9 protein-coding genes are annotated in these 11,125 nt (G+C 69.8%); 4 read left to right on the top strand and 5 right to left on the bottom strand.

Translation table 11 applies throughout. The features are described from left to right. Positions 1-73: 73 nt before the first annotated feature. Positions 74-1,879 carry a CocE/NonD family hydrolase gene (locus QFW96_RS17705; protein WP_281456782.1) on the bottom strand — a complete coding sequence of 602 codons (1,806 nt, stop codon included), beginning with the start codon at positions 1,877-1,879 and terminating at the stop codon, positions 74-76. A 410-nt stretch (positions 1,880-2,289) separates the two neighbouring features. Here QFW96_RS17705 and QFW96_RS17700 point away from each other — a divergent pair, with 410 nt between their 5' ends. Both QFW96_RS17700 and QFW96_RS17695 read left to right on the top strand, forming a co-directional pair. Then, entirely contained in the window at positions 2,290-3,195 is a 906-nt protein-coding gene (locus QFW96_RS17700) for a hypothetical protein (protein ID WP_281456781.1), read from the top strand. After that, positions 3,192-3,575: a GntR family transcriptional regulator gene (locus QFW96_RS17695; protein ID WP_281456780.1), complete on the top strand. Its 384-nt coding sequence runs from the start codon at positions 3,192-3,194 to the stop codon at positions 3,573-3,575. The genes QFW96_RS17700 and QFW96_RS17695 overlap by 4 nt, the downstream gene beginning before the upstream one ends. A 453-nt stretch (positions 3,576-4,028) precedes the next feature. On the opposite strand, the gene QFW96_RS17690 is transcribed toward QFW96_RS17695, so the two are convergent. The 4 genes from QFW96_RS17690 to QFW96_RS17675 form a co-directional block, all read right to left on the bottom strand. After that, positions 4,029-4,838, bottom strand: coding sequence for a nitrilase-related carbon-nitrogen hydrolase (locus QFW96_RS17690; protein ID WP_281456779.1), 810 nt, complete (start codon positions 4,836-4,838; stop codon positions 4,029-4,031). Beyond that, the gene (locus tag QFW96_RS17685) at positions 4,835-6,274 is read right to left on the bottom strand and encodes an APC family permease (RefSeq protein ID WP_281456778.1); all 1,440 of its coding nucleotides are present in this window, start codon (positions 6,272-6,274) and stop codon (positions 4,835-4,837) included. Before QFW96_RS17685 ends, QFW96_RS17690 begins: the two co-directional genes overlap by 4 nt. 131 nt (positions 6,275-6,405) lie before the next feature. Further along, entirely contained in the window at positions 6,406-7,617 is a 1,212-nt protein-coding gene (locus tag QFW96_RS17680; protein ID WP_281456777.1) for a CaiB/BaiF CoA transferase family protein, read from the bottom strand. Between the two features lie 13 nt (positions 7,618-7,630). Beyond that, a complete protein-coding gene (locus tag QFW96_RS17675; RefSeq protein ID WP_281456776.1) occupies positions 7,631-8,797 on the bottom strand; it encodes an acyl-CoA dehydrogenase family protein in 1,167 nt (388 codons plus the stop codon). 190 nt (positions 8,798-8,987) lie between these two features. Here QFW96_RS17675 and QFW96_RS17670 point away from each other — a divergent pair, with 190 nt between their 5' ends. Together QFW96_RS17670 and QFW96_RS17665 are read left to right on the top strand one after the other, a co-directional pair. Further along, entirely contained in the window at positions 8,988-10,319 is a 1,332-nt protein-coding gene (locus QFW96_RS17670; protein ID WP_281456775.1) for an MFS transporter, read from the top strand. A 41-nt stretch (positions 10,320-10,360) separates the two neighbouring features. Beyond that, positions 10,361-11,092 (top strand): IclR family transcriptional regulator, encoded by a 732-nt coding sequence (locus QFW96_RS17665; protein WP_281456774.1) that lies wholly within the window; start codon positions 10,361-10,363, stop codon positions 11,090-11,092. Positions 11,093-11,125 lie beyond the last annotated feature (33 nt).

The raw sequence follows: 11,125 nt of genomic DNA, 5'->3' as shown, positions 1-11,125 counted from the left end.
AACAACCCCCCCCCCCCCCCACCACGAACAGGTGGCCGACCGAAGGTCACCCGATCCACGACCGGGACCCCGGTCAGTTGCCTCCGACGGGTTCGACGTAGTCGCCGGTGAACACCGAGCCCGGCGGCGGGTCGGCGAGCGGCGCGGGCAGCGCGAACTCGGCGGAACCCGTGGGGCCGGCGGCGATCTGCTGCTCCAGGTAGCCCGGGAGCTGCACGCCCGGGTCGCCCTGGACGGTGCCGGTGCGGCGGTACGTGAGGAACGGCAGGTCGATCGAGCCGCCGCGGACCTCGACGGTCTGGCCGCTGGGCGCGGCGAGCTGCCACCAGTCGCGGTTGTTGTCGGTGACGCGCACGCCGATCCGGTGCCCGGCGGGCAGCTTCCAGTCGGCACCCCACAGGGTCAGCGGCACCGTCGACTCGCCGGGTTCGCGCACGAGGTGGCCCTGGCGGGTGATCAGCGGCCCGGTGCCGTCGGGGCCGAGGTCGTAGACGTCGACGACGAGGTTGGCGTTGGGCCGGGTCGTGGTGACGTCGACGGAGACCTCCGGCGAGCCGGACAGGTGCGCGTCGTGCGGCAGCGGCTGGGACACCGTCCACACGCCCGAGGTCACGGTCGGGTCGGTGGGGTCACCGGACGACGAGTTCGCCGCGGTGGACACCGACTGAGCGGTGTCGACGTAGCTCCCGCCGATCAGCGGCGTGCGGTGCTCCCGCACGTCGGCCGGGGGCCACTGGGCTTCGGAGCGCCACCTGCCGTCGTTGGTCTGCACGGCGTGCGGCGGGTCGGCCACGGTCGGCGCCTGGTCCTTGAGGAACCGGTCGTAGAAGCGCATGACCTCGTCGAACCAGCCCTGGCGCCCCATCTTCAGGCGCCCGTTCTCGTCGGTCTCGTTGCCGCGCACGTGCTCCCACGGGCCCATCCAGCTGCGCTCGTAGCCGGTGTGGTTGGCCAGGTACTCCTGCATGCCGTCGGCGACGGTGTTGTTCTCGGTGAGGCCCTGGGCGAGGAACAGCGGCACGTTCGACCCGGTGGCGCCGGGGATCAGGTTGCGCTGCTTCCAGAACTCCGAGTCGTGCCGGTCGTCGAGCGACTGCTGGGCGAGGTTCTTGCCTAGGCACAGCGGGTCGTTGAGGCTGCGCAGGTTGTAGCCGGGATCGTCGGTGATCGGGCCGGGCGAGGCGGCGATCCCGTCGTAGAGCGCGGGTGTCGCGACCGAGTTGGTGCGGCGCATGCCGTCGCCGTAGAGGTAGCGGTAGTCGTCGTACACGGGCTCCTGCGACACCACGGCGGCCAGGCCCGGCGGCCGTTCGTTGACGCCGACGAGCCCGGTCAGCCCGTCGTAGGACTTGCCGTACATGCCGACCCGCCCGGTCGACCACGGCTGGTTCGCGGCCCACTGCACGGCGTTGACGACGTCGGCCTTCTCCCCCGGTCCCGACCAGTCCAAGCACCCGGTGGACCCGCCGAACCCGCGCAGGTCGACCATGACGAAGGTGTAGCCCTTCTTCAGCAGTCCGGAACCCTCGACGAAGTCCTGGAATCGTTCGGAAGGCCCGTCGTTCGGCCCGATCGGGTCGTACGGAGTGCCCTCGACAGCACCCGCGGGACCGGTTTGCCCGGAATGGTTGAAGTACGGCCCGATTGAGAGGATCACCGGAGTCTTCTCACCGGGAGCGAGCCCCTTCGGCCGGAGCACGTCGGCGTGCAACGTCGCCTCCCCGGCGCTGGAAGGCGACGAGATCCAAGCCTCGCTCCACTCCCCATCGGGATAGGCCACCCCAGACGCCTGAGCAGGCACAACAGGAGCGGCCAACGCCACAACCCCGAACACCACCCCGGCACCGCGCCGACGCCACGACCTCCGGAACCCGCGCATCCAAACCTCCCCGAAGCCCTGAAAACCTCCCCCGAGTCACCCACCCCGAACACCCCCTGCCAACCACCCCCGAACCCCCGATGCACGATCGATGCCCCGAAGAAACCCACCCGGAAACACCCGCGAAAAACCGGACGTCGCACCACCACTCCCCCGAAGACGCGGCCCCCCCTCTCCCGCGAACTCCTCACCCCGTTCGCGATTTCAATGGAAGTCGGGACCCCGATCTCCATTGAGGTGATCACAGTGGGTTTCATGTGAGTCGGCCGTGTTCGAGGCGGGGTGGCATAGAGCGCAGCGAGCGCGTGCTCGCGGGCGGCGGTGAGGTCATGCACCGAACCTGGCCTGTTCCGTTCCGCGATCTTTTCTGACACCCTTGTATCAAGCCCTTGATACAAGAGGAGGTGCTCGTGAACATCGCGGTGCAAGCCGTGACCACGATGCTGGTGGGACTGCTGCTCCTCGCCGTCCTGTGGCCCAGCCCCAGGTCCGGCCGAAATCTACTTCGCCGTTGGCTCACCGAGGAACCCAGCGCCGAACAGGTCGGCGTCGCCGTGCGATACCTGAAACGTCGCCGACTGTGGTATCCGGTCTTGTTCGTCGCATTGTCACTGGTGGCTTCCCCGCTGTTGCCCGCCGACAGCGACCGAGGTGGAAGCGCGGTTGCGGGGTACCTGTGGCCGCTGCTGTGCGGGATGCTGCTGGCCGAGCTCGCTGATCTGCGTCCCCGACGCGACGTCCTGCGCGCGGCGTCACTGCGCAAGCGCACGCTGACCGATCTGGTGCCGGGCTGGGCGCTGGTGGTGTTCGGCCTGTTCACGATCGTGACGGTGTTCCTCGGAGTTCTCGGCGTCGTGTACCGGGAACCTGTGCAGGCTTTGCTGCGAGAGCACTCCTCTCAGGTGGACGCGTACGTCGCGGTGCTCATGCTGGAGCAAAGCCCGCGACCCGCGTTCGCGACCGGATTCGCGATCGCGTGCGCAGTGATCGTGCCCGCGATCGCCTGGACCGCCATGGCGCGCCCGACCCGCGACGATCCGGACGTGGACACCGCGCTGCGCCGCCGCAGTGCGCGAGTCGCGTTCGGGCTGGGCATCGCGGTTCAAGCCGTCCTGCTCCAAATCGTGTGCGCGCCCCTGGACAATCCGCTCACCGTGCTGAAGGGCATGCTTTCGCTGTTGCCGGGCCCGGTGCAGTACGCGCACTCCCTGAGCTTCATCTTCAACCGCGTCGCTCCCGTGGTGGGACTGCTGGGCTGGATCTGTTCGGTTTTCCCACATCGACCCAGGGCCCGAACGCGGTCAGCGGTCGGATGACCGGATCCCACCGCGTCGTCGTCGACACCGGCAGCGACCGAGCGCCCTGGCGGCAGGTCCGCGACCAGATCGTGCACCTCATCGCCACAGGCGAACTACCGGTGGGCAGCACGCTGCCTTCGATCCGGCAACTCGCACGTGACCTGGGCCTGGCACCCGGCACAGTCGCACGCGCCTACCGGGCCCTGGAAACGACCGGTGTCCTCGAAACCGCGCGCAGCAAAGGAACCCGCGTCGCATCCTCACCAGAAGCCGCCGCCACAACGGAACCACTGGCGGCGGCCGCACACGAGTTCGCCGAACGAGCACGAGACATCGGCGCCGACCTCAACACTGCCCTGGCAGCCGTCGAGGACGCTTACCGCGCCTCCGAACCCTGACATGAGCAGGAGCCATGAGCACGCGCGTCTCACCGAAAGCCGCAACACGACCGCAACGAGGTGCGAGCGAGCGAACGCCACTGATCACGACGTCGTCGTTGGTCGCTTCAAAGGAGGAAACATGGACATTCTTTCGATCGGACACCGAGTACTGGAATACCTAGCCCTGGGCGTTGTGTCGATGGCCATGGCGGCGCTCGTAGTAGCAGTGCACCCGAAGAAGAAGCGAAGCTGGTGGCGAGGTGGAGGGAGCAGCAACAATGACGACTGAAAGACAGCGCCCAGTGGCACGAACCAGCGCGCGGCGGTGGGGTCGCGCCGGTAGACCTGCCGCCGCGCTGCCTCGGTGAACGTGGCTTCGCCGTGCTCACCGGACGCCGGCCCACCCCGCACCACATCATCGCCGGCCCCCGGTTTTCGCGGACACGGGCAGTGATCGGGTCCCCCGTGGGGTCAGGAGGTGGTGTAGAGGGACGGGTGGCGGTCGTGGAAGAGGTTGTTGCGGGGGCTGATCTGCTTGTCGCGGGCTGTGGTCAGGTCTGCCGTGCACGCGGCTCGGTGGTCGGGGCCCGCTGTGGCGGCGGGCCAGCCGTTGTGGTCGATGACGGTGGTGCCCTCGGTCCACTGCTGGCCTCGTTCGGTGCCGGTGCGGTCGCAGCAGGCGATGGTGACCCGGTTGACGCGGGCCGCGGCTTGGGCGATGAGGACTTCGGGCGGGCGTTCGCCGTCGGGGCGGTCGACCAGCGGCCAGTTGGTGGGGGCGGCGATGAGGTCGGCGCCGGCGAGGGCGACGCTGCGGGTGTACTCCGGGAATTCGAGGTCGTAGCAGATCACGGTCGCGATCCGGCCGAAGCGCGTGTCGACGACCTCGGGCAGCCGGTCTCCCGGCGTGAAGAACAGCTTCTCCCGGTCCCACAGGTGGACCTTGCGGTAGGTCGTGAGCGCACCGGAGGCGTCGAGCACGACGGCGCTGTTGTGCACGAGCCCGTTCTCGCCGCGCTCGGCGAACCCGCACACCACCACCGCCGCCGCACCGCTGATCGCCGCGGCCCACTCACCGACGAGCGGGTCGTCCGGGGTGATCGCGCACGCCGCGACCTCCTCCGGGGTCCGGAAGACGTAGCCGCTGGTGGCCAGTTCCGGCAGGACCAGCACGTCTGCGCCGGCGGCGGTCTCCTCGGCGATGGTGCGGACGATCTCGCGGTGGTTGGCGGCCAGGTCGCCCAGCACCGGGGCGAGCTGGCGGCAGACGATGCGGGTCACTGGTCGTCTCCGTGATCGGTGATGCGGGAGCGCACGCGGTCGGCCAGGCCGGGCACGAACACCACGGTGCTCGTGGACACGACCAGGACCGCGAGGATGACGTACGGGAAGTACCGGGCGGTGCCCTCGGCGTCGACGACGTTGGTGAAGATCGTGTAGCCGAGGAACGCCAGCGCCAGCACCGGGATGACGGCCTGCCAGCGCGGCGCCCTGGGCCGCGGTCCGGTGAACAGGAACCGCAACGCCCCCACCGTGGCCAGCGCGTAGGCGACGAGCAGGGCGAGGGTGCCGAGGGTCAGCCAGTTCATCGTCGCGTCGAGCACCCCGGTCCCGACCAGCCACTGACCGGTCGCGAACACCAGGATCAGCGCGCTGATCACCACGATCGTCCCGGCCGGGGCCCCGCGCCGGGTCAACCGCACCAGCGGCCCGGAGAGCCCGGAGTCGCGGACCAGCGCGTAGCCGATGCGCGCGGCCCCGTTGACGGTGCCCAGCGTGATCGCGAACAGGCTCAGGCTCGCGACGAGGTCCAGCAGCACTCCCATCCAGGTGCCCAGGTACTGCCCGGCCAGATCGCCGTAGGGGTCCTCGGCGGCGGCGAAGGCGTTGACGCCGCTCGTGCCGTAGCCGATGACCTGGCCGACGATGGTGACCAGGAAGAACACGCCCACCACCACGATGGTGATCTTCAGCGCGCGGGGGATCTCCCGCTTGGGGTTCATCGTCTCCTCGCCGAGCGAGGCGGCACCTTCGAACCCGGCGAACGCGAGGAACCCGAACACCGCCGCCGCGGCGATCGTGCCGACGCCCGTCCCGGGCGGCAGCTGAAGGAAGTCCCAGCTCAGCGTCTGCCCCTGCGGGGCGTGGCCGGTGCCGGCGCGCACCAGGATCACCGCGCACAGCAGCACCACCAGCGCGGCCCCGGCGAGCTCGACCAGCAGCAGCGCTCGGGTGATCACCCGGACCTCGCTCAGCGACAGCCCGACGACCAGCACCAGGGCGACCAGGCCGGTCCAGATCCACTCGGTGGGCCCGGTGCCGATCAGCCCGAGCCGGGCGAGCGCCTTGTCGAAGAACAGCGCGATCTCGATCGTCGACCCGGTCCCGATGGCGGCGTAGGCGGTGAGCAGCGCGGTCCCGGCGACGAACCCGGCGCGCGGCCCGATCGTCCGCCCGACCAGCGCGTACACCGAGCCGGTGTGCGAGATGTGCTGCGAGAGCTTGATGAACCCGTACCCGACGAGCGACACCCCGAGCACGGCGAACACGAACGCCCAGGCCGCCCCCTGCCCCAGCAGCCCGGCCGCTCCGACGCCGAGCAGCGCCATCGCACCGACGGGCCCGATGAGCCCGATGGAGAACGCGGCGGCGTCGGTGACCTTCAGCTCGCGCCGCAACCCCTGGGCGGCGGTGTCTGATCCGGTGGTTGCGGACATGTTCCTCGGCTTCTGCTGGTGAGGCTGTGGACGCGGATCGCGCCGTCCCGGGCCCGATCCGGTTCGGAACGCTAAGCACCTCGCCGCCACAGGACCAGTGGGGCAACACCTGGACTTCCCGCAGGTTTTCCCTATGTCGCCGCGTCCTCGCTGGTCAACGCGGCGTCGGCGGCGATGAGCGCTGAGATCTCGGCGTCGGAGTAGCCGAGCGAGGCCAGGATCCGCCGGGTGTCGGCGCCTCGTTCGCGCGGTTCGGTGCGGACGTTGCCGGGGGTGCGGTCGAGCTTGATGGGGATGCCGACACCCCGGTGGCCCTCGTGATCGACGACCATGTCGCGGTGCCGGACCTGGGGGTCGGTCAGCGCTTCGCCGACGTCGTGCACCGGGGTTGCCGGAACTCCCCTCTCCAGCAGCGCCCGGGCCAGGTCGTGGCGGGTCCGCGCGCTGATCGGTTCGGCCAGCAGCGCGCGCAGCTCCTCGACGTGGTGGACGCGGTCGGCGTTGCCGGTGAACCGGGAGTCCTCGGCGAGGTCCGGGATGCCCAGCACTGCGACCAGGTTTCGGAACATCCGGTCGTTGCCGCCGCTGATGAAGATCGGCCCGTCGGCGGCCTCGAAGGTGTCGTACGGCGCGATCGAGGGGTGCGCGGACCCGGTGCGCTGCGGGATCTCGCCGGAGACCAGCCAGGCCGAGGAATGCGGGTGGAGCAGCGAGATCGCGGTGTCGAGCAGCGTGCAGTCGACGAGCTGGCCGCGTCCCGTCCGGTGGCGGTCGTGCAGCGCCAGGAGGATGCCGGAGAACGCGTAGATGCCGGTGACCATGTCGACGATCGGCACGCCCATCCGCAGCGGTGGACCGGTCCGCTCGCCGTTGATGCTCATCAACCCGCCGTAGGCCTGCAGGATCGCGTCGTAACCCGGTGTGCCGCCCATCGGACCGTCGGTGCCGAACCCGGTGATGCGGCAGCGCACCAGGCCCGGGAAGCGCTCGGTGAGCACGTCGTCCGAGAACCCCCACTTGGCGAGCGTTCCGGCCTTGAAGTTCTCCACCAGGACGTCGGCGTCGGCGAGCAGCTCGCCGAGCACCCGCTGCCCCTCGGGTGAGGTGAGGTCCAGGCAGGCGTTGGACTTGTTGCGGTTGATCGCCGAGTGGTACGCGCTCATCGTGCCGGTGACGAACGGTGGGCCCCACGCGCGGGTGTCGTCACCCGCCGGTGGTTCGACCTTGATCACCTCGGCGCCGTGATCGGCGAGCATCTGCGCGCACAGCGGGCCGGCGAGGATGCGCGAGAGATCGAGGACGCGGAGTCCCCTCAAACTGCCTGTCGTTTCCGGTGCGGTCATCCCGTGCTCCCGATCAGTAGGACTTGGGCAGGCCGAGGACGTGGGTGGCGACGTAGTTCAGCACCATCTCCTGGCTCACCGGGGCGAGGCGCAGGATGCGCGACTCCCGGAAGTAGCGCTCCACGTGGTACTCGCGGGCGTAGCCCATGCCGCCGTGGGTCTGGATCGCCTGGTCCGCGGCCTGGAACCCGGCTTCGGCGCAGAGCCACTTGGCCATGTTGGCCTCCCGTCCGCAGGACAGCCCCTGGTCGTAGCGCCAGGCCGCGTTGCGCGCCATCAGCTCGGCGGCGTCGAGGCGCGTCGCGACCTCGGCCAGCGGGAAGGCGATCCCCTGGTTCCGGCCGATCGGCCGGTCGAACACCTCGCGCTCCTTGGCGTAGCGCACTGCGCGGTCGAGGGCGGCACGGCCGATTCCGAGCGCTTCGTGGGCGAGCAGGATGCGTTCCGGGTTGAGGCCGTCGAGGAGGTACCGGAACCCCTCGCCCTCCTCGCCGACTCGTGCGCTGTCCGGGACGAACAGGTCCTCGATCACCACCTCGTAGGACGACACGGCGTTGCGGCCGAGCTTCGGGATCGGGCTCAGGTGCACGTGTTCCGGGTCGATGTCGATGAGGAACAGCGACATCCCGTCGGTCGGTCGGGTGACGTCCTCGCGGCGGGTGGTGCGGGCGATGAGCACCATCTTCTGCGAGTCTCCCGCCTTGGTGATCCACACCTTGCGCCCGTTGACGCGGTAGCCGCCGTCGACGCGTTCGGCGAAGGTCGAGATGCGGGTGGTGTCGGTGCCCGCATCGGGTTCGGTGACGCCGAAGCAGACGTGCAGCGATCCGTTCGCCGCGGCGGGCAGGATCTCCTGGCGCAGCGCCTCGCTGCCGTGCTTGACGATCGTGTTGAGCCCGAAGATGGTCAGGTGCATCGTGCTGCAGCCGTTCATGCCGGCGCCCGAGGCGGCCACCTCCTCCAGCAGCAGCGCGGCTTCCAGCACTCCGAGCCCTCCCCCGCCGTACTGCTCGGGGATGGCGATGCCGAGCCAACCGCTCTCGGCGAAGGCGTTGTAGAACTCCCACGGGAACCGGTTGTGCACATCGCAGTCGGCCCAGTACTCGTCGGAGAAGCTCCGGGCCAGGCCCCGCGCCCCCGCCCGCAGGCTCTCCTGGTCCTCCGACAGCCCGAAGTGCATGAGGTTCCCCTCCTCGAATCAATGCGTTCGTATATACGAATCGTCGCAGGAATGCTCGACCACAATGCTTCGCCGCACTGTTCGATGTCAACTGGTTGACAAGGGAAACGTGCCCTTCTTAGATTTCCTCATCCACGTCACCTTGTTCGTATTTACGAACAGATTCCGCCTTCGACGCGAGGACACAGCAATGACGCTGCACAACGCACCGGCATCACCACCTCAGCCCTCCCGCAAGGCCGTCGGACCAGCGGTGGTGATCGGTTCAGCGCTGGAGTGGTTCGACTTCTACCTGTACGCCTCGATGGCCGCGCTGGTCTTCGGCGAGCTGTTCTTCCCCTCCGGCAACCCGACCGCGGCGACGCTCGCGTCGATGGCCACCTTCGCGGTCGGTTTCCTGGCCCGCCCCTTCGGCGGCATCCTCTTCGGCGTCCTCGGCGACAAGTTCGGCCGGAAGAGCGTGCTGTCGGCGACCTTCCTGCTGATGGGCGTCTCGTCGGGGTTCATCGGACTGCTTCCCACCTACTCGTCGATCGGGCTGGCAGCGCCGATCCTGCTGGTCGTGCTGCGGGTGCTCCAGGGCCTCGGCGCCGGAGCCGAGCTGGGCAGCGCGACCGCCGTCGCCTACGAGCACGCCGACGCGAAAAGCCGCGGCCTGCGGGGATCACTGCCCGCGCTGGGCGTCAACATCGGACTGTTCGCGTCGTCCCTGACCGTCACCGTGCTCACCAGCCTCAGCGACGACGTCCTCCACACGTGGGGATGGCGGATCCCGTTCGTGGCCACGTTCGCGTTGGTGGGACTGGGTTTCTGGGTGCGCCGCCAGATGCCGGAGACCCCGGAGTTCGAGAAGTCCTCCCGCGCCCGGAAGAAGATCGCACCGCTGCGGACGCTGCTGCGGTCGGACTGGCGCGGTCTGGCGGTCGTCATGGCCGTCACCGCGGGCTACAACGGCGCCAGCTACGTCTTCAAGACGTTCTCGCTGTCCTACCTCACGGAGTTCCGCGACGTGCCCGCCAACGTCGGCGCCTTCGGGATCACGCTGGCCAGCGCGTGCGCCATCGTCACGGTGCCGGTCGCCGGACGGATCTGCGACGCGGTGGGCGCCAGGGCGGTCCTGCTGATCGGCGCCGCGGCCACGGCCGTGCTGGCGTTCCCGTTCTTCTGGCTGCTGGACACCGGGCAGAACGCGATGATCTGGGTCGCCCTCGTCCTCGCCACCGGGATCGTCATCCCGTCGATGCTCAGCGCCCAGGGCGCGTTCCTGTCGCAGCAGTTCCCGACCCGCACGCGCGTGTCGGGCCTGGGGACCGGCCGCGAGGTGGGTGGCGCGTTCTCCGGCGGCCTGGCACCGGTGGCCGCGCTCGCGCTGGTCAGCGCCACGCCGGGGCACGCGACCTGGGCGGTGTCGCTGATGTTCGTCGTCGGCGCCGCGTTCATCGGTGTCGGGGCCCTGTGCGACCAGGTCGGACGCGTCGAGACCCGGGAGCAGCGGTCCGCGGGAACCACAGCCGGGCGGTGATGGTCTAGGTTCGACGTGTCCACTCACGACGGAGGAACGCAGTGCCACCTTCCGAGACCGGAGCGGCCAAGGAGCACCGGACCGTTTCGCGGATCACCACGATCCTCGAACTCGCCGCCGCGCACGGAACCGGGGTGCGGCTGTCCGAACTGGCCGCCGCGCTGGACGCACCGCGCTCCTCCGTTCACGGGCTGGTCAAGGGGCTGGTCGCCACGGGCTACCTGCGCGAGGACGACGGCGCCTACATCATCGGCCCGGCGATCAACTCGCTGCTCGCCGCGGCACCGCCCACCGTCGCGGGCCCCGCGCGCACGGCGATGGAGCAGCTGCACGACCGCTTCGACGAGACCGTCATGCTCGCGTCGCTGGTCGGGGACTCGGTGGTCTACACCGACACCATCGAATCCACCCAGCCCATCCGCTACTCGGCCCCGCTCTCCACCCGCCGCCCGCTGCACCCGACCAGCTCCGGCAAGTGCTTCCTCGCCTTCAGCTCAGCGCCGTTCCGCGAGAACCACCTCGCCGACCTGCCACGACGCGAGGAGATCCGCCGCGAGCTGGCCGAGATCGCCGAGAACGGCGTGGCGATCAACCGCGGCGAGACGTTGCCCGACATCTGCGGTGTCGGCGCCCCGATCTTCGACAGCGGGCGCGTCGTCGCGGTCATCGCGGTGGCGGGCCCGACCACCCGCGTCGGCCCCCTGCTCACCGAGGTCGCCGACGCCACCAGGTCCGCCGCCCGGGAAGTCTCCGCCCGCCTCACCGGCCGTTGAGCTCGGCGGCGGGCACCGGCTTGGTTAGCCTGG

It is taken from the genome of Saccharopolyspora ipomoeae (genome assembly GCF_029952525.1).
Classification (GTDB): domain Bacteria; phylum Actinomycetota; class Actinomycetes; order Mycobacteriales; family Pseudonocardiaceae; genus Saccharopolyspora; species Saccharopolyspora ipomoeae.
The sequence above is the reverse complement of the archived record's forward strand: the minus strand, read 5'-3'. Positions and strand labels throughout refer to the sequence as shown.

Coding starts and splice junctions, on each gene's coding strand:
- QFW96_RS17680 (WP_281456777.1), bottom strand. CDS start 7,617: ATGACCGCACCGGAAACGACAGGCAGTTTGAGGGGACTCCGCGTCCTC.
- QFW96_RS17705 (WP_281456782.1), bottom strand. CDS start 1,879: ATGCGCGGGTTCCGGAGGTCGTGGCGTCGGCGCGGTGCCGGGGTGGTG.
- QFW96_RS17675 (WP_281456776.1), bottom strand. CDS start 8,797: ATGCACTTCGGGCTGTCGGAGGACCAGGAGAGCCTGCGGGCGGGGGCG.
- QFW96_RS17685 (WP_281456778.1), bottom strand. CDS start 6,274: ATGTCCGCAACCACCGGATCAGACACCGCCGCCCAGGGGTTGCGGCGC.
- QFW96_RS17695 (WP_281456780.1), top strand. CDS start 3,192: ATGACCGGATCCCACCGCGTCGTCGTCGACACCGGCAGCGACCGAGCG.
- QFW96_RS17670 (WP_281456775.1), top strand. CDS start 8,988: ATGACGCTGCACAACGCACCGGCATCACCACCTCAGCCCTCCCGCAAG.